The following is a 25,092-nucleotide window of genomic DNA, read 5'->3' as shown; positions in this document are numbered from 1 at the left end:
ATGGAGCCTTATTCCACTTCGATCAGAGATTGGATTTCCGCGACCCGGCGCTTAACTTCGGCGGCGTCACCTCGAGCTTCGACGTTGAGCCGAAGCAGTGGTTCGGTATTTGAGCCACGCAGATTCATTCGCCACTCCGCGAACTCCAGACTCAAACCGTCGGTCCGATCTTCCTCTGGCTCAAGCTCTGCAAAATGCGAGTAAATCCGTTCAAGAGTGGAAGAGACATCCCTGACCCGGTAGTTGATTTCACCACTGCAGGGATACGCCGCCACCCGCTCCTGCACCAAAGCGGACAGCGGCTGGCCGACCTTACCGATCAGTTCGGCCACCAGCAGCCAAGGGATCATTCCGCTATCGCAGTAAGCGAAATCACGGAAGTAATGGTGGGCACTCATTTCGCCGCCATAAACAGCATTTTCAATGCGCATGCGCTCCTTGATAAAGGCGTGCCCCGTCTTGCTCTGGATTGGAACGCCGCCGGCCTGTTCCACCATGTCGATGGTGTTCCAGGTCAGCCGCGGGTCATGAACGATCTTCTCGCCAGGGTGCTTGCGCAAGAAAGCTTCCGACAAGAGACCGACGATGTAGTAGCCCTCGATGAATTCTCCGTTTTCATCAAACAGGAAACATCGGTCGAAATCACCATCCCAGGCGACACCCATATCCGCACCGCTGCGCCGCACGGCGTCAGCAGTGGCAGCGCGGTTCTCGGGAAGCAGGGGGTTAGGGATACCGTTGGGGAAGTTGCCGTCTGGCTCTTCCTGAACAAACTCGAAAACGAACGGCAACTTCTCTTCGAGCAATCGCAACACTGGCCCAGCACCGCCATTACCGGGGTTTGCAACAATCTTGAGGGGCTTGAGCTGGCTCAGGTCGACATATGAAAGCAGGTGCTCAATGTATGCCGACTTATCAGCGTCCGTGATGGTTTGTCCAGCCGCTTGATCGGCACCGCTCTCTTTGTTCCACCCCTTAGCAATGAGACGTTCCGCCGCCTCCTTGACTGCCTGAAGCCCCGTATCACCAGAAATCGGACGCGCACCGGCACGAACCAACTTCATGCCGTTATAGCCCTTCGGATTATGACTGGCGGTAATCATGATGCCGCCACCGACGCCTTCACCCTCTCTGTGGAATGTTTGGAAATATACTTCTTCCGTGCCACACACCCCGATGTCGGTTACGTCAACACCAGAATCCACCAGCCCGGTCATCAGCGAATTGGCGAGGGCCGGGCTTTCAAGCCGGATATCCCTACCCACAATGACTTTGCCAGGTTCCAATTCCTTAGCGAAGGCTCGGCCAATCGCATAAGCGATATCGTCGTTAAGTTCCTCGGGCACCCGGCCGCGAATGTCATAGGCCTTGAAGCAGTTCAGGGACATATCAGGACCGTCCGTAAATGTCTTCAAAACGAACGATATCGTCCTCGCCCAAGTATTCGCCGCTCTGGACTTCGATCATCACGAGCTCCACGACACCCGGGTTCTCCAACCGATGGGTGTGACCGGCTGAGATGTAGGTGGATTCGTTGACGCCGAGCAGCAGTTCCTTTCCGTCGTTGAAGACCCTCGCCATGCCACTGACCACGACCCAGTGCTCGCTGCGGTGATGATGCATCTGCAGGCTCAGGTTGCCGCCGGGCTTGACGACAATTCGCTTGATCTTGAAGCGCTCCCCTTCCTCGAGAACGGTATAGGTTCCCCAGGGGCGATGCACCGTGCGGTGGAGACGGTGAGCCTCGTGGCCCACCTCTTTGAGCTCTGAATACAGCTTTTTTACCTCTTGAGCACGGCGCTTATCCGCGACCAATAGTGCATCTGGTGTATCAACGATGATGAGGTTGTCTACCCCAACCGCTCCGACCAGCCGCTCGTCGCTTTTGATGTAACAATTGTGCGTGTCATGCAGCAACGCATTCCCATCCACGCGATTGTTCTCCTCGTCCGCCGGCGACAGGTCACCAAGTGCAGCCCACGAGCCAATGTCACTCCACCCAATATCACACGCAACCACGGAAGCATTCTTTGTTTTTTCCATCACCGCGTAATCGATCGAATCTTCCGGAACCGGGTCGAATGAGTCTGAAGTAAGCTCCACCTGGCTGAAGTGATCCCCTTCAGCCTTTCGAGCCACCTCCAAACACGCACGCACCGCCGAAAGCACGTTTGGCGCATGCTCGTCGAGCTCCCGAATCATTGTTCCGGCTCGAAAACAAAACATGCCGGAGTTCCACAGATACCGCCCATCGTCGAGGTACTCGCGTGCCTTCTCTAGCGAAGGCTTCTCTACAAACCTAAGCACCCTACTGCCCTGCGCCTCGATGTACCCATAACCCGTTTCCGGCGCATCCGGCTTGATACCGAACGTGACCAACCTCCCTTCTGCTGCCAGTTCACAGGCTTCACCCACGGCGGCCTCAAAAGCGTCCCTGTCCGCAATCAAGTGGTCAGCGGCCAAAACCAGAACAACTGCATCATCGCTGTATTTTTCCGCTATGTGCAGCGAACTGGCAGCAACCGCAGCCGCCGTGTTGCGACCGAATGGCTCCAAAATGAAGCTGTTATCAACAACATGGTCCAGCTGCGCCCCCACCTCTCGGAACTCATCTTCGGTTTTGAAGAACAGCTCCCGGTTGGTAACGGTCAGCACTTCCGCCACCCCAGGGATCTGCGCACCACGAAGGTAGGATTTCTGCAACAAGCTCTCACCATCAGCCAACCGTATAAAGGGTTTGGGATGTAATTCGCGAGACACAGGCCAAAGTCGGGTCCCAGACCCCCCGCACAAGATAGCTGGAATTAGTTGCATAAAACCTTCCACTCACGTTATCAGAGCAGCAATAGGAGTTGCTCACCCACGTTTAGTCAATCAGCATTCTTTACCGGTCGAACTGCATCCATGATCACATCAACCCAAAGGTCGAGTGATTCTTCCCACGGCATAAGAACCGGTTTTCGGCCGGAAGGATTCTCAATTTGGCGCTGAAGCCATTCGCCAGCCAACCCGACCTGGTCGGTGGTGTAAATGCCAAACGCCCTATGCGCCGGTATGTCTGAACCAACCGTCGGAAGACCCATGGCAAGAGCTTGCGCTATACCGAGGTTAAACCCTTCCCAGCGAGAAAAACTCACATAGGCGTCTGCACCCGCATACAAATCAAACATTTCCTCATTGGAAACATTCGGGAAGACCGACAAACCCCGGTCTTGCATTTCACGCACGTCAGCTTCATCACCCTTTCCAGCCAGAACAAAACAAACTTTGTCCTCCAGTGGATCAAGCTGCCTTTTCACCCACTCGCATAGCTCCGCGAACTTGTCTACACCTTTATAAACCCTTTCCCCATAATGGAAACGACAAACGTCCAAAACGACGAACTTTCCTTCCCAACCGAAACGGGCCCGCGCGCTTGCACGTCGTTCCTTTGCCGCCTCATCCCACTGACCCAGATGAGTATTTCCCTCGGGAATGATGCCGTCCACTGGAGTCCGGCTCTCGTCGGAAATCGCTTGCGAGATCGCAAAAACCCGGTGCGCCATAGCCAAGGACATATCTTTTTCGGCAAGCAAACTTCGTCTTTCCTCAACGTCAGAAAACCATTCCGGTGGTGGCTCTCCATGATCATACGCCAGAACCACCGGATAATTCCCACACCAACGTGCGACATTGAAAAATGGTGGTGTATGAGGAATCAGCACATCGATTCCCAACCTAGCGGCATGACAGACAGCTTCAATCGGGTCCGACGTAACGACACGTTCGCACCCGGGGTACTCAAAGTCATTCTCTGAAGCTGGGCCTGCTACCGTGACCCGAAACCCCTTTTCCACCAGATGTTCAGCCTGTAGAGACAAAACAGCCGGAACCCCGTGCCCTATTGCATGTGTACACGACAGGAGCATGACCCGAATGTCTTCATTCCTCGTCGGAGCGAGTCTCCAAGGCGCACGCCTCCTAGGTGCAAAGCTCAGATCATATGGGCTATATAAAGATAGATTTGGGGAGTAATAAGGATCTTCCCGCATCGTCTTTGGATGAATTTTCCATGTCTCGATCGCGGCCAACCTATTGCGTTCTACTTTTTCCGGACTGTCATCATAACCTCTTGATTTGCTCTCATAGTGCACAAACAAGGCATCCGGAATATAAACGTTATCAAAGCCTTCTTCCAGCAAATCAAAACAGAACACGACATCGTTGAACGCCACTTTAAATCGCTCATTGAAGCCCCCAACACGATCGAATTTTTCTTTCTCAACCGCCAGACACGCACCCGTAACCGCGCTCACCTCCCGCGTGAGGTTTGCTAGGCCCCTATACCCGGGCGCGTGCTCAGGTATAAACAGGTTTCCATGACCTGCCACCCCTTGAATACCGGCGATAACACCCGCATGTTGAACTGTTCGATCAGGGAATACCAATTTGCAACCCACTGCACCAACACGAGACAACTTCGCATACCGTGACAACTTGTTTAGCCAGGTCGGATCCAGCAACTCGGTATCATTGTTTAGAAAAACAAGTACCTCACCGCGTGCTTGCGAAGCACCAAAGTTGTTCAGCCTGGCCCAGTTAAATTCACGTTCATCCCTCAAGACACGTATTTTTCCCTTGCGCTCGTATTCCGCAAGACAATTTAGGGTATGCGCTTCGGACGACCCATTATCCAAAACGATAATCTCGAGGCGTTCCGTTGGCCATTCGCTTTTTGCAAGGCTATCGATACACGGTCCCAACAAGTCCCAGCGATCCTTGGTTGGGATGATTACCGACACCCTCGGGGGTTCAGAGAGTTCTGGATGAGTTATTGGTTTTGGACTTTTCGTGGCCTTGACGTCATGAAACAAAACCGAAGGAACCCTGACGATATCAACATGACTGCTTCGGGTTATCTCATGTGTTATCCATTCACTCGGCAAAACCCCATCATCAAGGTAAGAGTTGCAAAGATCAGTCAATTCAAACTTTTGGGGGTTGACGCCAAAAACTCGTCCGAACAAAACACCTTGCGAGGCGAGAAGAGGTGAGTATTCTGGTTTTAGCCATGGGTCGGAGAAGTTGCCTTCACGTGCTCGATCCTCATCCGAGTAGACAACGGACACATTATCATCGGAAAACAGCACGTTCGCCAAAGTCACGAGACAGTGATGTCTAAGCAATACGCCGCACTCAATAATTACAGCGCCGTCACCCTGCATTTCACTCTCGACACACCCCGCCTCGATTCGGGCGTCGAGGGCAGCTGCATCTTCAATAGTTCGCACAGCATCAACCGACCCGGAGCGGCAAATAAAAAACGCTCGCCAAGCGCGCATAACGTCTCGGGACAACGCTTCCGCCATGGCCTCAGCGGAAGAGGCATCGTGTTCATCAAAAAAAACTAAAATCGTTAGAGATTTGGATTCACCCAAAGAGGAAACGAGTTCAGAAAGTTCTGCGTTAGTCGGCGTATCAAACGTTTCCAACCAACTTGGGTAATCATTTATCAAAGAGCCAACCAACCCCTCATCTACGCCGTCATGGGATGACCTCAAGCTCTTTAGTGCGAATCTACCAAGTCTGTTACTGGCGAGCAGACCAACAATCCTTTGCTTCACTCTGGGATTCCGGTTGAGCCAAGACTTTAGTTCAGTTAAAACATAGGACGGCTTTTTACGGAAGTTCCGCAAATCTTGAACCAAGACCCGCCCGCCTCGTGAAATAAAGCGCAGTGGCGAAGTTATCCGCCAGCTGGTCGAAGATTTCATACCGTCTACGATCGCTCGCGTCCGATATATTTCCGCGAGACATTCTTCCGACAACTTCCTTGTTTCCTGCTCAAGCCTCAATTTCTCGTCTCTAAGGGCGACAAGCTTCCCACTTAAGTCCTCGGCCCGCTCTAATAACTCGCGTGTTTCTAAGATCGGATGATGGGCTAGATCGGAATACGGATTCCCTTCTTGTCCCGGAACTGTGATTTGCGACCCAGATAGCGGCCTAATCTCGTCCCAAACGCTGTAATCTTCTCCACCAACGATCCGCTTACCCAGCTCATTTTTAGAAGCCGGTTTTTTATATATAAAACACAACGAATTGACAAATTCAACTGAATGGATGGACCTCAAAACATCCAAATCAGTTTCGAAATCATATCGCGTCGCAAACGGTTCCAGGTGCTCACGTGCCGATATAGAGACACCCCAATGCTCCTGGTTAATGACGTCTACCAAATTTTTCAGAAAACTGATTGACGAGAACGGGTCGTAAAGCCCGCCCTCAAGCTCACTCCAATACGAGCAATGAAGATCTTCTATGGCATAAACCCCGCCCTCTTTCAGCAACGGGAAATAGAGCCAAAATGATTTGATAATGTCACTAGACTTATGCGAACCATCATCTATGATTACATCGAAATCCGGGGATAAATCGCGTATCTTCTTAAAACTTAAGGGGTCGTTGGCGTTGCCAACAATAATATTTATACGCGGGTCCTCAAACCGGAGCGAGGCACACTTTTGGTTGATATCACAACCCACCAACTTATGTGCATGTGGAAAATATTCGCCCCATAGCTCTATCGAGCCCCCGTTCTGAACCCCGATCTCGAGAAGGTTGATCGGCAGACCTTTTAAATCTTGAAAGCGCACATCATATTCATCTAGATAAAGCTCCCACTTATCAGACGCTTTGCCATGCTTCCGGTTATAAAGCTGTTTAAGTGATGTCATTTCTTCGAAGCCAACCTAATATTTTCAAACTCGATACCGACCAAACCCCAACGTATTTTTTCGGAGCTGACTGTCAGTACTGCAGCGTCATGCAAGTAATGGTGTTGCACATTACTATGCAAATCACCCTCCGCGAAGGAAGCCATAATCACATATTGCCCGTTGGGCAGCATAGGTAGTCGAAAAACAAATTCGGCCTCAATGGTATCCCCTTCATTCCCGGAAACCGGATGAAAGGATGTAAAAGGCAACGTATTCTCACCGAACAAATCCTGACCCAACCGATCTCTAACTAGAAACCCAACAATAGGCCGCGTGAACTCACGTCGAAGAAACACTGAAATCCTTAAGCTAACGCGCTCTCCACCCGAGAGTACGGTTGCAGATTCACCAGTTTGATCTAAGAACTCGACGTTGTTGATCTCAGCGTCTTCGGTGGTCCAACCCTTTGCCGAACTTATATTCTCAGAAAACGAAGCTTTGCTGGAATACTCAGGTACAAAAGCTTCTGTCGGAGCCTCCATCTCAGCACTCAACCCGCCGGGAGCGGGGCGCGCAACCGAATAATTAAGATCACGTCCCTTGTGCGGAGCGACGCTCTTCAATTTAGCTTTCTCTCCATATATCTCTTGCAGGGAAAACTCTAAATACGCATCAGAAACCTCTTTCGCTTTTCCCTGTTGGACCACTTCGCCCTGGTGCAGCCAAATAGCCGTTCTGCAGAGGTTTTGGATAGCGGCGGCATCATGACTTACAAACAAAAGAGTTCCGTTTTCCTGAAACTCCCTGATAAACCGCATGCATTTCTGAGTAAATATGGCGTCACCAACTGACAGAGCCTCATCGATGATAAGCACGTCAGCGTCAACATGCGCGATTACCGCGAAAGCAAGACGGACCATCATACCGCTGGAATATGTTTTTACGGGTTGATCGATGAAATCGCCAATATCGGCAAATTGTTCAATATCGGCAAATCGTCGATCAACTTCGTCTTCAGACAATCCGTAGAGGGCGCCATTTAGGTATACGTTCTCCCTTCCAGTAAACTCAGGGTTGAAGCCCGAACCGAGCTCCAAAAGGGCCGCGACTCGACCACGCGCAGCCACCTTTCCCGAGGTCTGATTTAGGGTCCCGCTGATGATTTGTAAAAGCGTAGATTTCCCACTTCCATTACGGCCAATAATTCCAACCGTGTCGCCACGGCGAACAGAAAACGTTATATCGCGCAACGCCCAGAACTCAGTGAAATACTGTCTAGGCGGCCGCCTAAAAATACGAGACAATCTGGGCAAAACCATCTGTTTAAGACGGTCTTTTGGGCGATCGAATATCTCGTAACGTTTCTGGATATTGCGGACATCAATGACGATATCAGAGCACATCAGCAAACCCTTTTCTGGTCTTCTGGAACCAAAAGTAGCCACTCGCTAGAACACCTAATGCCAGCAACATATAAACACCCAAGCCCATGAAATCCGGGGCACTTTTCCAGACGAGCACTTGCCGGGCTTCTTGAATCACAAAGGTCAACGGATTTGCTAAAAAGAACGGCCTATAAGCCTCTGGCAGCTGCTCAATAGGGAAAAATACCGGCGAAAGGAAGAGCAGCGCTGTTGAAACAACACCCATAGTCTGACCGATATCTCTTAAATAAACGCCTAACGACGCCAGAAAAAACGAGATACCCAGCGACAGAGTGATCAGCGGCAAGACGACCAAAGGAAGGTACAAGACATGAAATGCAGGAACGCCAACCAATGCTATGTAGGCCATAGCCCAGACAGCTAAACTCACTGCGGCATGAAACAACGCACTCAGAACCGCTGTAAGCGGCAGGATGTCCAAAGGAAAGATCACTTTTTTAACGTAGTTTGAGTTTTGTATGATTAGCGCTGGCGAGCGAACCAGGATTTCAGAAAAGAACGAGTGAATGATCAATCCAATAAACAATACTATCGCAAAAAAACCTGTGCTTTCTTGCTCACCCTGCAATGAGACACCCCATTTTGCTTCAAACACGACCGAGAATACGAATGTAAACACAGCCAACATAAGCAAGGGATTTAAAAAAGACCAGCCCAGACCAATCATTGAACCACGATAACGTCCGACGACGTCGCGTTTGGTCAGTTGAGATATAAGGGCACGATGCCGAATAGCTGACCCGATCAGGGCACGCAGTGTTACAGGAGCTGTTTCCATGGTTACAAAACCTCAGCATCCTTCAAAAGGCAAGCTTTCTTATCTTTTTCGGACAGAATTGGCTCCACGCCTGAAGGCCAGTCGATATTGATGGCCGGTTCGTTCCATGCAATACTCCGATCCAAATCAGGCGCATAAAAATTGGTGGCTTTGTAGAGCACCTCTGCGGTGTCGGACAAAGTCAAAAAACCATGCGCAAATCCTTCTGGAATCCAGAGCTGTTTTTTATTATCGGCGGAGAGTATTTGAGAAACCCATTGACCGAACGTGGGCGACCCTTGACGTATATCCACCGCCACATCAAAGATTTCACCGTGGACCACCCTTACGAGCTTTCCTTGTTGTTTTGGTGGCAACTGATAATGGAGCCCGCGGAGCACACCCTTAACTGATCGAGAGTGGTTATCCTGCACAAAGTCAACGGCCCTTCCCACAGCACCGTCAAAATTGGTTTTATTGTAGCTTTCAAAAAAGAACCCCCGCTCATCGCCAAATACTTTAGGCTCGATGAGGAGGACGTCCGGGATGACAAGCGGAGTAGCCTTCATCAAAACACCTTTTCGTTGAGCACCTGCCGCAGGTAGCGGCCGTAACCATTCTTAAGTAGCGGACGAGCCAGGTCCTCCAGTTGCTGAGCACCGATCCAACCTGCACGGAAGGCAATCTCCTCCGGGCATGCGACCTTGAGCCCCTGGCGTTGCTCGAGCGTGGCAATGAACTGGCCGGCATCCAGCAAGGATTCGTGTGTGCCGGTGTCGAGCCAAGCGTAGCCTCGTCCCATGATCTCGACATTCAGCTTGCCGGCTTCCATGTAACCGCTATTGATGTCCGTGATCTCAAGTTCGCCGCGCGCGGATGGCTTGAGATCCTTGGCCATGTCGACGACGTCGTTGTCGTAGAAATAGAGACCGGTGACGGCATAGTTCGATTTCGGCTGTTCCGGCTTTTCTTCGAGCGATAGCACCTTGCCGTCCGCGTCGAACTCGGCCACGCCGTATCGCTCGGGATCATGAACGTGGTAGGCGAACACCGAGGCGCCATCCCTGCGTCCCATTGCGTTCCCAAGGAGTTCGTCGAAGTGATGGCCGTAGAAGATGTTGTCCCCGAGCACCAGCGCGCAAGGGTCGTTGCCGATGAATTCCTCGCCGATGACGAAAGCCTGTGCCAAGCCGTCCGGCGACGGCTGAACGGCATACTGCAAGTTCAGCCCCCACTGCTCGCCGTTGCCGAGCAACTGCTCGAAGCGCGGCGTGTCCTGCGGCGTCGAGATGATGAGGATGTCACGGATGCCCGCCAGCATGAGTGTGCTCAACGGGTAGTAGATCATCGGCTTGTCGTACACGGGTAGCAGCTGCTTGCTCACGGAGAGTGTTGCCGGGTGCAGCCGGGTGCCAGAGCCGCCCGCGAGGATGATGCCTTTTCTCTTCATCAGGATGCGTTTGCCTTGGTGATCTGGTCGATCATGCGATCGACGTGAATGGTCCAGTCGGGAAGCTCGAGCGACAGTGCCTGTTCGAGGCTGCTCGAGTCCATGCGCGAATTCGATGGCCGGGCCGCCGGCGTCGGGAAGTCGTCCGTGCCGATAGCCTGGACGTCAGCACCGCGCAGCTTGAGTTTCCGGCCGTTGTCGATCGCCCGGTCGATGGCCCGACATGCCAGTCCATGCCAGCTGGTCGCGCCGTTGGCGGTGAGGTGGTAGGTCCCGATCGGCAGATGGCCCTTGCGGTAACCGGCAAGGGCGATCGAGGTCACGTCCGCGATCAGCTCCGCGGAGGTTGGCGCGCCGACCTGATCAGCCACGACCTTGAGTTCGTCACGCTCCGCGGCCAATCGCAGCATGGTCTTGATGAAATTATGGCCATTTGCGGAATACACCCAGCTGGTGCGGAACACCAGGTGGTTGCAGCCACTTCCCAGGATCGCTTCCTCACCCTCGAGCTTGGTTCGGCCGTACGCACTCTGCGGATTGGGCGAGTCATCGGGCAGATAGGCCCCGTCCTTGTCGCCGTCGAACACGTAGTCGGTCGAGTAGTGGATCAGCAGCGCATCATTTCGCGCCGCGTAATCAGCCATCGCGCGAACCGCGTCGGCGTTGATCGCTCGGGCGAGCTCCTCTTCCGACTCGGCCTTGTCCACGGCCGTATAGGCCGCCGCGTTGACGATGACATCGGGGCGCACCGCTTCCAGACACTCGCTCACGGCGTTCCGCTGCGCCAGGTCCACGGACTCGCTTCCCTTCGCGACGACCGGGCCGTGCGGCAGCAGGGTGCGCTGCAGTTCCGTGCCCACCTGACCGTTCTTGCCGAAAAGAAGCGTGGTCATGCGTACTGCGCCTCCACCCAGTCTCGATAGGCACCGGAAGTCACGTTCTCGACCCACACCTGGTTGTCGAGATACCAGTCGACGGTCTTGCGGATGCCGGTCTCGAAGGTCTCTTCGGGGCACCAGCCCAGTTCCCGTTCGATCTTCGAGGCATCGATCGCATAACGACGATCATGGCCGGGGCGATCCTTGACGAAGGTGATCTGCTCGGCGTAGGAGCGGCCGTCCTCGCGCGGCTGGCGCTCGTCCAGGATCGCGCACAGGGTCTCGACCACTTCCAGATTGGGCTTCTCGTTCCAGCCGCCCACGTTGTAGGTCTCGCCCGTACGACCGTCCTGGAGCACCCGGCGGATGGCCGAGCAGTGATCCTTGACGTAAAGCCAGTCGCGCACCTGCTGACCGTCGCCATAGATCGGCAGCGCCTTGCCCGCCAGCGCGTTGTGGATGACGAGCGGAATCAGCTTTTCCGGGAAATGGTACGGCCCGTAGTTGTTCGAGCAGTTGGTGGTCAGGACCGGCAGCCCGTAGGTGTGCAGGTACGAGCGAACAAGATGATCGGAGGCCGCCTTGGACGCCGAATAGGGACTGTTCGGCTCGTATCGGTGCTGCTCGGTAAACGCCGGCTCGTCGGGCGAGAGCGTGCCGTAAACCTCGTCCGTCGAGACGTGCAGGAAACGGAAGTCCTCGCGATCCCCTTCGGGCAGGTCATTCCAGTAGCCCCGGACAGCCTCCAGCAGACGGAAGGTGCCGACGATGTTCGTCTGGATGAATTCTTCGGGACCGAGGATCGAGCGATCCACGTGGCTCTCGGCGGCGAAGTTCACCACCGCCCGGGGACGATGCTCCTCGAGCAGTCGCGCCACCAGTTCCGTATCGCCGATGTCACCACGGACGAACACGTGACGGGAATCACCTTCCAGGGCGGCAAGGTTCTGGCGGTTGCCGGCGTACGTCAGCAAATCGAGGTTGATGATCGGCTCGTCGGAAACGTCAAGCCAGTCGAGAACGAAGTTGCTACCGATAAAGCCGGCGCCGCCGGTTACAAGAATGGTCATAAAAGTAAATCAAATATCAGAGTTTATTGGTGAATGCGGCTAACAAGAGCCCCAAGCTTCCCGCCAGCGTTTGCCGGTATACGCCCGTCTTCCTGAGCAACATCAGTCGGAGCGGCAGGGCGCTCTGCCTAGCCCGCACAAACAGTTCAAGGATTTTCCGATTCTCTGGAGACAACGCATCGCGCGCATCCTCAAGAGCAGCGATGTTCACATCATTCCAGTTCCGAAAACGATTCCTGAACAACCACCACACCCGAGTGAACCGTGCCCACATAGACACGTTCGAGCCGATAAGGTTGCTACCGTGCTGCCGGTACTGGATCCACGAAACCGGATCATAAATGACACGTCCCCCGGCACCCGTGATCATCAAGTATGCCCACCAGTCGTGACTGACGACATCGGGCATCCCGGCCCGAGAGAGGAGTTCCTTGGCAGCATGGTTGAAGACCATGGTGTTGCCGCCGGCCAGACTCTGCACCAGCGCATTACGAAACGAGGGCTTCCGCATGAACAAGGGCGATTGCCCGATAACGCTGCCACGCGCGTCGATTAATCGAGTGCGCGAACCATACAGCGCCGGTCCAGATTGCGCCACACCCCGCAGCTTTGCGAGCGCCTGCTCGAGTTTTTTCGGCTCCCAGATATCATCCTGATCGCTGAAGGCGTAATAATCCGCCTCGATCTCGTCACGACTAACCAGTGACAGGAAATTAGCCGCAAAGCCTTTTCTGGGCCCGGTGACGAGCGTGATCTTGCCGACGGGAAACTTAGCTTGGTACTCGGTCAGAACGTCACGTGTTGCCTGGTCGTCGCCGTCATCGGACACCCAAACCGACAGATTCTCGTGAGTCTGGTTCAGGATGGAGTCCAACTGTTCCCGCAGATATCTCTCTTCAGGGTGGTAGACACACACGAGAACGGCGATGTGCGCCCCGGCGGTCGAAGAGTCACGGTTGGTTACCCCAGTCATATTCACAGTCGGCCATCACTCTCCGGACGCGGAAGAATGTGCTTGATGTCGTAGATCACGCCTTCCGGCTGCAGCATTCGCCGGATTCCAGACGCACCCAGCGCCTTGAACTGGTCATGCGCCACGGCGACCACGACCGCGTCGAAGGTGCCCGGAGCCGGGGCCGGATCCAGCTCGAGGCCGTACTCATGCCGGGCCTCGGCTGCGTCGACCCATGGGTCGTGGACGTGGACATCGACGTTGTACTGCTCGAGGTGGTGGACGACGTCGACAACGCGCGTGTTGCGCAGATCCGGGCAGTTCTCCTTGAAGGCCAGCCCCAGGATCAGGACCTTGGAATCGACCACCTGCAGGCGATGCTTGGTCATCAACTGCACCACCTGGGCGGCGACGTACTCGCCCATGCCATCGTTGGTGCGGCGGCCGGCAAGAATCATCTCAGGGTGATAACCCATCTCCTGAGCCTTTTGCGTCAGGTAGTACGGATCCACCCCGATACAGTGGCCTCCGACCAGCCCCGGCTTGAACGGCAGGAAATTCCACTTGGTGGCAGCGGCGTCGAGCACGGCCTGGGTGTCGATGCCCATCTTGTTGAACAGCATCGCCAGTTCGTTCACCAGGGCGATATTCACGTCCCGCTGGGTGTTCTCGATCACCTTGGCGGCCTCGGCCACGCGGATCGCCGGCGCCAGGTGCGTACCTGCCCGGATGACGCGGTTGTAGAGCGCGTCGATGAACGCGGCCGCTTCGGGGGTCGAACCGGAGGTGACCTTCCTGATGTCGGCCACCCGGTGTTCCTTGTCGCCGGGGTTGATCCGCTCCGGGCTGTAGCCGACGGAGAAGTCCTGGTTGAGCGTCAGTCCGCTCACCTGCTCAAGTACCGGGACACAGTCCTCCTCGGTCGCACCGGGATACACGGTCGATTCGTAGATCACCACATCGCCGGGGGCCAGCACTTGTCCGACTGTCCGGGACGCCGACAGGAGGGGCGACAGATCCGGACGCTTGTACTTGTCGATCGGCGTCGGGACCGTAACGACGTAAACGTTCGCGTCGACCAGGTGTTCGATTTGGTCGGTGAACGTCAAGTTGACGCTCACCACGCCGAGCTCATCGCTCTCGACCTCCATCGTATGGTCGTAACCCCGCGAAAGCTCCTCGATACGCTGAGCGTCGATATCGAACCCGATGACGGATTGGCGATGGGCAAAGGCGACGGCCAACGGCAGCCCCACGTAACCAAGACCGACCACGGCGAGACGAACATCTTTGTCTGCCGGCAGAGGGACCATTTTTTCGGGTGCTACCACGCTCACAGCATTACTCCACGGTGACCGACTTGGCGAGGTTGCGTGGCTGATCAACATCGGTGCCCTTGAGCACGGCGACATGATAGGCCAGCAGCTGCAGAGGGATGTTGAAGATGATCGGCGCGCTGATGCGCCCGACATGTGAGGTCACCGGTAGGACATGGGTAAAGCCGGAGGACGTTAAACCAGCACGCTCGTCAGCGAAGACGAATAGCTCCGCACCTCGCGCGCTGACTTCCGCAATATTTGACTTCAACTTGTCGAGAAGTTCGTTCTGCGGGGCGATGGTGATCACGGGCATGGTTTCGTCGATCAGCGCCAACGGCCCATGCTTGAGCTCACCCGCCGGGTAGGCCTCGGCGTGGATGTAGCTGATTTCCTTGAGCTTCAATGCCCCTTCCATGGCAATGGGGTACATCGGCCCCCGGCCGAGGAACAGGGCGTGTTCTTTTTCCACCAGCAGTTCGGCCAGGTCACGGACGCGGTCACCGTGATCGAGCGCGTTCTGGATCCGTCCGGGCACTTTCTCCAGGCCAGAGACGATACGTTGTTCCTCGGCTTCGTCCATACGGCCACTCGCTCGCCCGATAGCCAACAGCAGCAGGGCCAGAGAGACCAATTGGGTGGAGAATGCCTTGGTGGAGGCAACCGAAATCTCGGGGCCGGCGCGGGTCATCAGCACCAGGTCCGATTCGCGCACCAGCGAGGATTCAGGGGCATTGCAGATCGCGAGAACCGGACGCTTCGGATCCTCCCGCTTGAGCATGCGGATGGCGGCGAGGGTATCGGCGGTCTCGCCGGACTGCGACAGCGCGACGATCAGCGTGTTGGGGCTGACTACCGGGTTGCGGTAGTGGAATTCGGAGGCGACCTCGACGGCGCAGGGCAAGCGGAGGATGTCCTCGAACCAGTAGCGGGCCACCATGCCGGCGTGGTAACTGGTGCCGCAGGCGATGATCTGCACGCGCTCGACCGAGGCAAAGATCTCGTCGGCGCCGACGCCGAACGCCGCCGGCAGGATATGGCCGTGGGCGATCCGCCCTTCCAGGGTGTCGGCAATGGCCTGCGGCTGCTCGTGGATTTCCTTGAGCATGAAGTGGCGAAACCGCCCCCGATCGGCGCTTTCCGCACGCTGGGCCGATTGGCGCACCGGGCGCTCGACGGGGCTGCCCGCCGCATCGGTGATGGCAAGGTTCTCGCGGGTGATGACCGCCCGATCGCCCTCTTCCAGGTAGACGAACGATTGGGTGACCGGCAGGAGCGCGAGGGCATCCGAAGCGGCGAAGTGCTCGCCGATGCCCACGCCGATAACCAACGGGCTGCCCTGGCGGGCGACAAACAGCGTCTCAGGGGCGTCGGTGACGATCACCGCCAACGCAAAGGCGCCCTGGAGGCGATCCACGGCGGCATGGAAGGCCGCTTCCGGTGAGAGCCCCAAGTCGAGCTGGTGGTGAATGAGGTGCGCGATGACCTCGGTATCCGTATCCGACGCGAACGTGCAGCCCGCGTCGACCAACTCGGCCTTGAGCGTGGCGAAGTTCTCGATGATGCCGTTGTGCACCACCGCCACCCGGCCATGATCGCCATTGGGCGCGATATGCGGGTGCGCATTGCGCTCGACCGGCACGCCGTGGGTCGCCCAGCGGGTATGAGCGATGCCGAGCTGACCGGTAATGGGGGTGGCTTCAAGTTTCTCGGCAAGGGCGGCGACCTTGCCCACGGCACGCGCCGAAGCGAGCCCCTGATCCTCGTCGAGCAACGCCACCCCGGCCGAGTCGTAGCCGCGGTACTCAAGGCGACGCAATCCTTCCAGGAGGATGGGCCCCACCTGCCGTTCGGCTACCGCTGCGACGATTCCGCACATGAATCCGCTTCCCATTTAACTCGGATTGAATAGCGCGGGATTGTATCTCAAGGAGGCGGTGTTGAGGGTGAAGAAATCCAAGTCTGCACCGGCCTCGGCACGCAAGCACAACGGGTGTTGGCGAACGGCGCCAACTAAAGCCGCGTGAGCAGCTACAAAGCGAGGTATGACGGAACCGGGCATCTTATTAATCGAGCATGCCGGAGCCGTGCCTTCCTCGTCTTTCCCTTACGTGTCCGACAAGTCGCCCAGCATGACGACAATCTCGTGGGTTTCAGCAAACCAATCAGCAACCTGATTTTTCTCAAAGTAGCCCAAATCACCGCCGCGATGAACACATGCCTGCAACTGGCTACAAGAGAGACTCGCGATAGTGAGGAACCGATTCCGCTCCATGAGCGATTCCTGGCTCAATCCCTCAGCAATATTGTTGAGCATGGACGCACCTGCTCGGGCAATTTGGTCCCGGAAACCGGGGTCCCACAAGCTACGCAGCGAGCAATTCACTTTCGCACTCAACAAGGCAGCTCGCTCCCAAACCTCCACCTTTTCGAAATTTCTCGAATTCAACTTCCCGCCTCTGACATGCCTTTATTGTTCTTGTAAACGCACCCAATGCGTTAGACACCCAATGTTTGCTCGAGTCATACCCGCTCTGTAGACGAAAAGATCACGACGGCGGCGCCGCTTCTCGACGGGCATTTCGCCGACGCAAACACCCCCTCGCCAATGGATCCCACGGCACCATTCGTGACACCGTTCCGCCAGAAAGGTTCGTTCTGGTCGCGGAATGCTATCTCATTGCAGTGGGGCAAATGGACGAGTGCGAAAAATTGATATCCGGCCGGAGAGTCGGAATCCAAGATTCGATGGTTACGTCCCATCTGTTGCGGTTAGCGGCAACGCGGTCTCAACGAAGAGCTTCAAGCGCTTGCGACCGCGAAAGCTGTCGGCGACGGGGCGGTAGGCGATCTGCCAGTGACGGCCGGGGGGGAGTGAGTCGGGGGCGCGGAACCAGATGGCGTCGACGGGGCGGGCGTTCGGGTGGTCGAGCAGGCGCACCGACAGGCGCCAGTGCTTGCCGTCTTTGAGGGCGGTTTTCTCGAGCACCTCGAAGCTGTTGTCGAACAGCGGTTCGGGAAAGCCGGTGCCCCAAGGGCCGTGGTGGTCGAGGGCGTCGATGAAGTCGAGGTGGAGGTCGGCGGCCTCCAGCGGGCCATCGGTAATCACTTCGCGACCGTCGGGGAGCCGCTCGTGGTGGCGTTCGAGGGCCTGCGTGAAGGCCTGGCGGAAGGCGTCGAGTCGGGAGCGCTCGAGTGACAGCCCGGCCGCCATGGCGTGCCCGCCGAAGCCGTCGATCAGCCCGGGCTGTCGGGCGTCGATCTCGACCAGCAGGTCGCGCAGGTGGATGCCGGGAATCGAGCGACCCGAGCCCTTGAGCCGGCCGTCATTGCTGCCGACCTCGGCTGGGGCGAAGACGAACACGGGGCGCACCCAGCGGGTCTTCAGGCGCCCGGCGACGATGCCGATCACGCCGGGGTGAAAGCCCGGATCGAAGCGTACCCAGTCGGCCGGGTTTGACGGCGGCGTGTCGCCCTGCCCGGCCATCGCCCGGTCCAGGTCGGCGGCGACGGTGTCGAGCATGTTGGCTTCGACGTCGCGACGTTGACGATTGATCTGATCGAGCGTGCCGGCAAGTTGCCGGGCCTCGGCCGCATCGTCGGCGAGCAGGCACTCGACCCCCAGCCGCATGTTCTCCAGCCGCCCGGCGGCGTTGAGTCGCGGGCCGATGGCAAAACCCAGATCGCTGGATCGCGCCTCGCGCGGGTCGCGCCCGGCGACGGCAAACAGCGCGAGTATCCCCGGCGCGCAGGCGTGGGAGCGGATGCGGGAAAGCCCCTGCGCGACCAGACGGCGGTTGTTGTCGTCAAGTTCGACCACGTCGGCGATGGTGCCCAGGGCCACGAGATCCAGCCAGTTGGCGAGATTGGGCCGCTGACGCGTGGCGAACCAGCCGCGTCGATCGAGTTCGCCACGCACGGCGGCGAGCAGGTAGAAGGCCACGCCAACGCCCGCCAGCGCGGTCGACCCGAAGTCGGCATCGGCACGGTTGGGATTGACGATGGCATCGGCGGCGGGAAGCGTCTCGCCGGGCAGGTGATGGTCGGTGACCACCACGCGCGACCCGGCAGCCTTGGCGGCGGCGACCCCGTCGTGGGCGCTGATGCCGTTGTCGACCGTGAGGATCAACGCCGGCGGTGTGTCGAGTTCGTCGAGCAACGCCGGGCTCAGGCCGTAGCCGTGGCGCTGGCGATCCGGGATCAGGAAGTCGACCCGCTCACCCCCCATGGCGCGCAGACCGCGCAAACACAGGGCCGTGGCGGTCGCGCCGTCGGCATCGAAATCGCCGACGATCAGGATGGAGTCATCCCGCTCGATGGCATCGCTGACCAGTCGGGCCGCTTCATCGAGGTCCGGCAGACCCGTCGGCGGGAGGACCGCGTGCAGGCGATGATCGAGTTGCGCGGCCTGCGTGATTCCACGCGCGGCGAGCACGCGCGCCAACCGGGAATTGAGATGCGCCAGGGAGTCGCTGACCTCGGGGGTCTGACGCCGGCGGATGCTCGCGACACCCAGCAGGCGGGCGGCCCTGGGGTTGGCCTCGGGGTTGGCCTTTGCCTCTGCGGTCATCGGCCCACCCGCTGCAAAAGTCGACGCCAGGTGCGTTTCCACCCGGATTCCGGCTGCCATACCCCGCCCTGGCCATCATCCAGGCGGACCACCACGTCCGGGCATTCGGTCTGCAGTCGCTCGAGCCAGGCATCAATGCGGGCCAGTTCCTGCTGGAAGCCGCCGACGTCGCCTTCCAGCCGACACCACGCCGCTTCGGTCAGCAGCACGCGCACGGGCCGGCCGGCACGGATCGCCTCACGTGCCACATCCACGTCGTCGGCCTGCCACACGCTGGCATCGCGCTCGGCAATCACGACGGGCGAGTCGGTCAGGATCAATCGGTCCCCGACCGGCGGTGACGGCATTTCATCGGACAGGGCACTCAGCCCGTGCGGCCAGAAGCTGCTCAGGATGGGTTGGCCGTGTTCAGCGCGGCGGTCGTTGAGCGGTTGCGGGTAGAGCCACATCTGCAACTCGGTCAGCCATTGGCGCAGCAGTGGATCGCTGCGCTCCTCGTTGAGGAACACCCCCGCGTTGCGGTTCAACAGGCAGGCCAGCGGCGCCCCGCCCCGTTGCAAGGCCGCATTCGCGGGGCCGATTCCGTCCGGGCGCAACTGGGCCAGCAGGTAGGTCTGACGACCGATGCGAACGGCTTGCATGCCGTCGTCGGCAAGCCACGGGTTGAGAACGTCCAGCAGGCTGTCGAGCTCGGCATCGCTCAAGGCGAGAAACCGCGGCCCAAGCACGATGGCATGGTCGGTTTCGGGCTTTAAGTGAACGGGATCGAAACACAGCAGCCGCTCGAAACCCTGCGCGCGCCAGTCGGCGACTTGCTCGGCAAACCCGGCCCGCGTGCCACCGGCAAGACACCAGTCGCCCAGGGCGCGAGCCAGAGCGTAGCCCGGACTCGTAATGCCACGGGGCGCGGCGACTGACGTGGCGCCAGCCACGGCGACCAGCGCGAGCGCATCGGGATCGTCGCAGGCCTCCTCGGGAGAGTCGTCATCGGTCGATGCCCCGCGTTGAAAGCGGCCGTCGAGCAGTTGGGCCAGGCGGGAAACGTCCGTCTCGGAAACGCTCGGCCCGGTCCAGATGGGGCGGGAAAAGCCGCTCTGGTCATCGCCCGGCGCATCGAGCGGCTCGAGGCCCAATACCGTCAGCTCGACATCGACGATTCGCCGCGTCACGCCCCGTCACCCGGCAGGTCGTTGTCCAGGCCATTATCCAGGCCGAGCAACCGCCGGCCGCGATGGTTGTGACGGATGGAGAGCATGGCGGCGTATTCGGTCTCCACCTTGGCGATCGCCGCCATGGGTGCGTTCAGCACCCAGGCACAGGCGGCGCGCATGACGATCGCGTGCGAGAGCACCAGCACGGACTGGCCGGCGTGATTGGTCTCCAGGCGGGCCAGCCCGCGCGTGACGCGCTCGAAGAAATCGGCCATCGGCTCGCTGCCAGGCGGACGGCCGTCGACCGGATCGGCGAGGAAGGCCGCGTGCTGTTCGGGATAGCGCTCGGGGATCTCGGCATGCCGCAGGCCTTCCCAGGGACCGAAGCCGATCTCGCGCAGATCGGGATCGACCACGAGCTCCAGCCCGCGACGCTCGGCCACCGAGGCGGCAAAGGCTCGGCACCGACGCATCGGCGAGGTGGCGATGACGTCCCAGTCGGCTTCGCCACGCGCCTCGACCATCGCCAGGCGACGCTCGAGTTGCTGCCAGCCGAGTTCACTCAACGGATCGTCGACGGCGTCGCCACGAAAGCGACGACCGCCGACGGGTTCGCCGTGGCGTATCAGGTCGAGTCGGGTGGCCGGGGTGGTCTGGGTGATCATGGACACTCGCCGCTGGAAGTCGAGGCGGGATTCTATCAGTCGGCCCGGCGTCAAAAAGCACGATGGACGCTCCCGCAGGAGAACCCGGGGGCACAGCCACTCAAGCCGAACACGTGATGATCTGGTCGATCTCATCCCCTGATCGTGCCCGAGCCACCTCGAGTTCGTACTTGTCCTGCAGGTTCATCCAGAAGTCGGGGCTGGTACCGAAAAAGCGCGCCAACCGGAGCGCCGTGTCGGCACTGACCCCACGCCGCCCAAGCACGATTTCGTTGATCCGTCTTGCCGGAACCCGAATTTCCTTGGCAAGGCGATATTGCGTGACACCGAAGTCATCGAGGAACTCGGCCAGGTGTTCGCCTGGATGAATTGGGTCAATACGGTTGTTCATCACGCCCCCTCTCAGTGGTAATCCACAATCGCCACGTCGTGGGCGCCGCCCTGCTCCCACCGGAAAACGATCCGCCATTGGTCATTGATGCGCACGCTATGAAACCCGAGCCGATCCCCGGACAAGGCCTCGAGTCGATGGGACGGCGGCACGCGCAAGTCGTCGAGGTCTCGTGCTGCGTCGATCCGGTCCAGGCGCATCTTCGCCCGGCGCTGAATCTGTTGCGGGAGCCGTTTTGAGAACCGCCCGCTCGCCACCCGTTGCGTATCCTTGCAAGCGAAGCTAACGATCATGAACTGAGAATACAGCCACGCTGGTATTAACGCAACGCGTTACTACCTACTGCTGACACATTCACCAACGTCACGGCAGCCAGCCAATCAGGGTGAGCACGGCCACCAGGGCCAGGCCGAACAGCAGCGCGCGCAGCACGATCGCGTGGGCGGCCCGGTACCAGGTGCGTTGATCGGCGAGACAGGCATTCTCGTCGAGGCATTCGTCGGCGCGCTCGACGTCGATGACGGCGTGGCCGACCCGGGCGATCAGTCCGATCGAGCCGGCCTCCCAGCCGTCCATCGCGCCGTGCTCGCGCCCAAGTGCCTCGTCACCCCGCCAGGCATTCAGGCCCCGCTGGAATGAACCGGCCAGGAGCATCAGCACGGTGAACACCGGCGCGGCCGGCAGGACCAGCAGCGCGTGGGCTTTCGTCTGCCAGCGACGCAACCGCCCTTCCCCGTCCGCATCGGCACCCGATGCAGCCCCCGAACCAGCCTCGGGGTCGGGCGCCTGTGCCAGCCACTCGGTCAGGCGGTAGAACAACGCCCCGGCCGGCCCGAGCAGGACGAACCAGAACAGCACCAGGAACCATTCGCTGAACGCCAGCACGATAATGCGCTCGCCGGTCTGGCGGGTGGTCGCCTTGGCGGAATCCACCGGCGTGCCGTCGAACAGGACGCGGCGTGCCGCCTCGACGGTCTCCTGGTCGTCCCGGCCGGCGGCGTCGAGCAACTGGCGATTGATCTCCGAGGTGTTGCGCGGGGTGATCACCAGCAGCAGTACGACCAGCGACACGACCCAACCGATCCAGCCGTCGCCACCGATGCCGAGCCAGACCAGAAGCACCGCCGGCAACAACAGCCAGACCAACAGACGCGCGGCCGTGGCGCCGATCATGCCGGCGAGCGTGTCGAACACCTCGATGGTGACGCGATGCGGCCAGCGATCGGCGCGCCATCGCTGAAAGAATTCCAGGAACCGGTCGAAGGCGATGACGAGGATCAGGACCAGAAGTTTCATCGCGTGGATGCCCCACTGTTGGACGAAAAAGGACGCACGGTCAGGCGGTCGCCATGCCGTCGGGCAGGCGGGATGCCAGGTGCCCCCAGTCGAAGGCCGGGCCGGGATCGGTCTTGCGTCCCGGGGCGATATCGCTGTGGCCACGCACCGCGTGCACGCTCGGGTAGGCGCGTTTGATGGCCGCGAGCACGCGACCGAGCGTCTCATACTGCACGGCCGTATAGGGCTCGGTATCCGTGCCCTCGAGCTCGATACCGATGGCAAAGTCGTTGCACCGCGTGCGTTCGCCGAAGCGAGACTGCCCCGCGTGCCAGGCACGACGATCGAAGGGCACGAATTGCGTGACCGCCCCGTCGCGGTAGATCACCACGTGGGCGGAGACGCGCAGGTCGCGGATCTCCTCGAAATACGGATGTTCGCCGGGGTCGAGCCGGTTGGTGAAAAAGCGCTCGATCGCCGTGCCGCCGAATTGGCCGGGCGGCAGGGACATGCCGTGGATCACCACCAGCTCGATGCGTTCATCGCGTGGGCGCGCGTCGCAATTGGGCGAGGCGACGAAGCGGGCGCTGTCGAGGCGATTAGTGGCCGGTTCGACGTTCATATCACGTCAGGCCTCCGACCACTTGAGACCAGCCGCCGGCCAGTGCGCCGACGACCAGCGCGCGGCGGCCGAGTCGTTCCAGCCCTCGCCGCCCAGGTGGGCACACAGGCCTTGCAGGGCGACGTCCACGGCCGCCTCGCGCACCGTTTCGCGGTCGCCGGGAAAACGAAATCGGGTCGCGAAGGTGGCAACGGCGGACTGATGCGGTTCGCCTTCGGTCGGCGGCCGATGGCCCCAACCGATCCAGACGGTGCCGACCGGCTTGGTCTCGCTGCCGCCGCCCGGGCCGGCCACGCCGCTGATGGCCACCGCGTAATCGACCCCCGCGCGCTCGAGCGCCCCGCGGGCCATCGCCGTGACCACCTCGGCGGACACCGCCCCCACCTCGGCGAACAAGGACGCCGGCACGCCCAGCTCACGCTGCTTGGCCTGATTGCTGTAGGTGACCCAGCCACCGTCGAACCAGGACGAACTCCCGGCCAGCGCCGTGAGATTGGCAGCCAACAGCCCGCCGGTGCAGGACTCGGCGACGGCCAGGCGCAGCCCACGCGCACCCAGCGCCTCGCCCAGGCAACGAATGCGGGCCGGGCGACTCAGGTCGCAGTCGGTCATGGCCTGGGCCCCGTGCCATTCGGGTGGCTGTTGCCCCTCGTCCCGTTCCACCATCCGGTTCGCCCGTCCCTCGTGTCACCCACGGCCCACGACCGGCACGCGCCCAGATCGGCGGGCCGTTCGGCGCCAGGGTTATCGTTACTGGGTTTTCGTTACAATGCCGCGCATGACGAAATCGACATCGCCCCGCCCCGCCGAAACCTCGCCAACGGCCGACCCGACGGACAGTTTCAGCGCGCATACGCCCATGATGCAGCAGTTTCTCCGGATCAAACAAGACTATCCGGACGTGCTGCTGTTCTACCGCATGGGCGACTTCTACGAGTTGTTCTTCGACGACGCGCGGCACGCGGCCAGGGTGCTCGATCTCACCCTGACCCAGCGCGGCACCTCGGCCGGCGAGCCGATCCCGATGGCCGGCGTGCCGGTGCATGCCTACGAGTCGTATCTGGCCCGGCTGCTGAAGGCCGGCGAGTCGGTCGCCATCTGCGAGCAGGTCGGCGACGTGCAGGCCAAGGGGCCGATGAAGCGCGAGGTGGTCAAGGTGGTCACCCCGGGCACGGTCACCGACGAGGCCCTGCTCGAACAGCGCCAGGCGCATCGGCTGGTGGCGGTATCGCGCAGCCGTTACCGCGGCCGTGAGCGCCTCGGCCTGGCGCACCTGGATCTCTCCAGCGGCCACTTCGCCATCATGGCCCCGGCCGGCCCGGACGAACTGGCCACCGAACTGGCGCGGTCGACCCGCGCGAGCTGCTGCTGCCCGAGGGGCTCTCCATCGAGGCGCTGACCGACGGCCTGTTCCGGGCCGACGGGTTTTCCCGCGAACGCCCGGTCTGGCATTTTGCCAGCGAGACGGCCAGCGAGCAGTTGTGTGCCCAGTTCGGCACCCGCGATCTCGCCGGCTTCGGCATCCACGCCGACAACCGCCAGGCCCTGGATGCCGCACTCGGCGCGGCCGGCGCCCTGTGGCAGTACGTCAATGACACGCAAAAGACCAAGCTGGGCCACATCGACGGGCTGGCCGTGGAACAGACCAGCGACGCCCTGCTGCTCGACGTGCACACCCGCCGCCACCTGGAGCTGTTCGAGGACAGCCAGGGGCGCCCGGACGGGGCGACGGCACCCCGGCGGCGCTCTACCAGCAACTGATGGACGAGTTCGGGAGGCGCGCATGACGATGCGGCTCAACTTCGAGATCCGTGACCGGCAGGTTCGGCGTGCGCTGAAAAAGGCACCCAAGGTT

At 59.4% G+C, this 25,092-nt stretch carries 23 protein-coding genes; 2 read left to right on the top strand and 21 right to left on the bottom strand.

What is annotated here, in order from left to right; translation table 11 throughout:
• Nucleotides 1–8: 8 nt before the first annotated feature.
• The 21 genes from FAZ79_RS05710 to FAZ79_RS05610 form a co-directional block, all read right to left on the bottom strand.
• On the bottom strand, nucleotides 9–1,388 hold the full coding sequence (locus FAZ79_RS05710) for a phosphomannomutase (protein WP_136867016.1): 1,380 nt from the start codon (nucleotides 1,386–1,388) through the stop codon (nucleotides 9–11).
• A 1-nt stretch (nucleotide 1,389) separates the two neighbouring features.
• Nucleotides 1,390–2,814 carry a mannose-1-phosphate guanylyltransferase/mannose-6-phosphate isomerase gene (locus FAZ79_RS05705; RefSeq protein WP_136867015.1) on the bottom strand — a complete coding sequence of 475 codons (1,425 nt, stop codon included), beginning with the start codon at nucleotides 2,812–2,814 and terminating at the stop codon, nucleotides 1,390–1,392.
• Nucleotides 2,815–2,870: 56 nt separating this feature from the next.
• Complete coding sequence (locus tag FAZ79_RS05700; protein WP_136867014.1) at nucleotides 2,871–6,713, bottom strand: glycosyltransferase; 3,843 nt, start codon at nucleotides 6,711–6,713, stop codon at nucleotides 2,871–2,873.
• On the bottom strand, nucleotides 6,710–8,098 hold the full coding sequence (locus FAZ79_RS05695) for an ABC transporter ATP-binding protein (protein ID WP_247709504.1): 1,389 nt from the start codon (nucleotides 8,096–8,098) through the stop codon (nucleotides 6,710–6,712). The genes FAZ79_RS05700 and FAZ79_RS05695 overlap by 4 nt, the downstream gene beginning before the upstream one ends.
• Complete coding sequence (locus FAZ79_RS05690; RefSeq protein WP_136867013.1) at nucleotides 8,088–8,918, bottom strand: ABC transporter permease; 831 nt, start codon at nucleotides 8,916–8,918, stop codon at nucleotides 8,088–8,090. Before FAZ79_RS05690 ends, FAZ79_RS05695 begins: the two co-directional genes overlap by 11 nt.
• A gap of 2 nt (nucleotides 8,919–8,920) precedes the next feature.
• Nucleotides 8,921–9,466, bottom strand: coding sequence for a dTDP-4-dehydrorhamnose 3,5-epimerase (gene rfbC / locus FAZ79_RS05685; protein WP_136867012.1), 546 nt, complete (start codon nucleotides 9,464–9,466; stop codon nucleotides 8,921–8,923).
• Entirely contained in the window at nucleotides 9,466–10,347 is an 882-nt protein-coding gene (gene rfbA, locus FAZ79_RS05680) for a glucose-1-phosphate thymidylyltransferase RfbA (protein WP_136867011.1), read from the bottom strand. Before rfbA ends, rfbC begins: the two co-directional genes overlap by 1 nt.
• Nucleotides 10,347–11,240, bottom strand: a complete 894-nt coding sequence (gene rfbD / locus FAZ79_RS05675) for a dTDP-4-dehydrorhamnose reductase (protein WP_136867010.1) — start codon at nucleotides 11,238–11,240, stop codon at nucleotides 10,347–10,349. The genes rfbA and rfbD overlap by 1 nt, the downstream gene beginning before the upstream one ends.
• Nucleotides 11,237–12,295 (bottom strand): dTDP-glucose 4,6-dehydratase, encoded by a 1,059-nt coding sequence (rfbB, locus tag FAZ79_RS05670; protein WP_136867009.1) that lies wholly within the window; start codon nucleotides 12,293–12,295, stop codon nucleotides 11,237–11,239. Before rfbB ends, rfbD begins: the two co-directional genes overlap by 4 nt.
• A 16-nt stretch (nucleotides 12,296–12,311) precedes the next feature.
• Nucleotides 12,312–13,268, bottom strand: coding sequence for a glycosyltransferase family 2 protein (locus FAZ79_RS05665; protein ID WP_136867008.1), 957 nt, complete (start codon nucleotides 13,266–13,268; stop codon nucleotides 12,312–12,314).
• Nucleotides 13,269–13,270: 2 nt separating this feature from the next.
• On the bottom strand, nucleotides 13,271–14,560 hold the full coding sequence (locus FAZ79_RS05660; protein ID WP_136867051.1) for a nucleotide sugar dehydrogenase: 1,290 nt from the start codon (nucleotides 14,558–14,560) through the stop codon (nucleotides 13,271–13,273).
• A gap of 28 nt (nucleotides 14,561–14,588) precedes the next feature.
• Nucleotides 14,589–16,442 (bottom strand): glutamine--fructose-6-phosphate transaminase (isomerizing), encoded by a 1,854-nt coding sequence (glmS, locus tag FAZ79_RS05655; RefSeq protein ID WP_136867007.1) that lies wholly within the window; start codon nucleotides 16,440–16,442, stop codon nucleotides 14,589–14,591.
• Between the two features lie 228 nt (nucleotides 16,443–16,670).
• Nucleotides 16,671–16,988: a four helix bundle protein gene (locus FAZ79_RS05650; RefSeq protein ID WP_282097228.1), complete on the bottom strand. Its 318-nt coding sequence runs from the start codon at nucleotides 16,986–16,988 to the stop codon at nucleotides 16,671–16,673.
• Between the two features lie 327 nt (nucleotides 16,989–17,315).
• Nucleotides 17,316–19,133: a single-stranded-DNA-specific exonuclease RecJ gene (gene recJ, locus FAZ79_RS05645; RefSeq protein ID WP_136867005.1), complete on the bottom strand. Its 1,818-nt coding sequence runs from the start codon at nucleotides 19,131–19,133 to the stop codon at nucleotides 17,316–17,318.
• Nucleotides 19,130–20,302, bottom strand: coding sequence for a hypothetical protein (locus FAZ79_RS05640; protein ID WP_136867004.1), 1,173 nt, complete (start codon nucleotides 20,300–20,302; stop codon nucleotides 19,130–19,132). The genes recJ and FAZ79_RS05640 overlap by 4 nt, the downstream gene beginning before the upstream one ends.
• Complete coding sequence (locus FAZ79_RS05635; RefSeq protein WP_169303605.1) at nucleotides 20,299–20,949, bottom strand: histidine phosphatase family protein; 651 nt, start codon at nucleotides 20,947–20,949, stop codon at nucleotides 20,299–20,301. Before FAZ79_RS05635 ends, FAZ79_RS05640 begins: the two co-directional genes overlap by 4 nt.
• Nucleotides 20,950–21,049: 100 nt before the next feature.
• On the bottom strand, nucleotides 21,050–21,340 hold the full coding sequence (locus FAZ79_RS05630) for a HigA family addiction module antitoxin (protein WP_136867050.1): 291 nt from the start codon (nucleotides 21,338–21,340) through the stop codon (nucleotides 21,050–21,052).
• 11 nt (nucleotides 21,341–21,351) lie between these two features.
• Entirely contained in the window at nucleotides 21,352–21,633 is a 282-nt protein-coding gene (locus FAZ79_RS05625) for a type II toxin-antitoxin system RelE/ParE family toxin (RefSeq protein WP_136867002.1), read from the bottom strand.
• Between the two features lie 70 nt (nucleotides 21,634–21,703).
• Nucleotides 21,704–22,636, bottom strand: a complete 933-nt coding sequence (gene ampE / locus FAZ79_RS05620) for a regulatory signaling modulator protein AmpE (RefSeq protein ID WP_136867001.1) — start codon at nucleotides 22,634–22,636, stop codon at nucleotides 21,704–21,706.
• 40 nt (nucleotides 22,637–22,676) lie between these two features.
• Nucleotides 22,677–23,237, bottom strand: coding sequence for a 1,6-anhydro-N-acetylmuramyl-L-alanine amidase AmpD (gene ampD / locus FAZ79_RS05615; protein ID WP_136867000.1), 561 nt, complete (start codon nucleotides 23,235–23,237; stop codon nucleotides 22,677–22,679).
• 6 nt (nucleotides 23,238–23,243) lie between these two features.
• Entirely contained in the window at nucleotides 23,244–23,849 is a 606-nt protein-coding gene (locus FAZ79_RS05610) for a CinA family protein (RefSeq protein WP_136866999.1), read from the bottom strand.
• Nucleotides 23,850–24,015: 166 nt separating this feature from the next.
• Here FAZ79_RS05610 and FAZ79_RS11680 point away from each other — a divergent pair, with 166 nt between their 5' ends.
• The gene (locus FAZ79_RS11680; RefSeq protein ID WP_247709503.1) at nucleotides 24,016–24,636 is read left to right on the top strand and encodes a hypothetical protein; all 621 of its coding nucleotides are present in this window, start codon (nucleotides 24,016–24,018) and stop codon (nucleotides 24,634–24,636) included.
• Entirely contained in the window at nucleotides 24,600–24,998 is a 399-nt protein-coding gene (locus FAZ79_RS11675; RefSeq protein ID WP_348769782.1) for a hypothetical protein, read from the top strand. Before FAZ79_RS11680 ends, FAZ79_RS11675 begins: the two co-directional genes overlap by 37 nt.
• The last annotated feature ends 94 nt before the right edge of the window (nucleotides 24,999–25,092 follow it).

The sequence above is a fragment of the Guyparkeria sp. SB14A genome (assembly GCF_005096345.1).
Classification (GTDB): Bacteria; Pseudomonadota; Gammaproteobacteria; order Halothiobacillales; family Halothiobacillaceae; genus Guyparkeria; species Guyparkeria hydrothermalis.
Note: the sequence above shows the minus strand (reverse complement) of the source record. Positions and strands in the feature narration are given on the sequence as shown.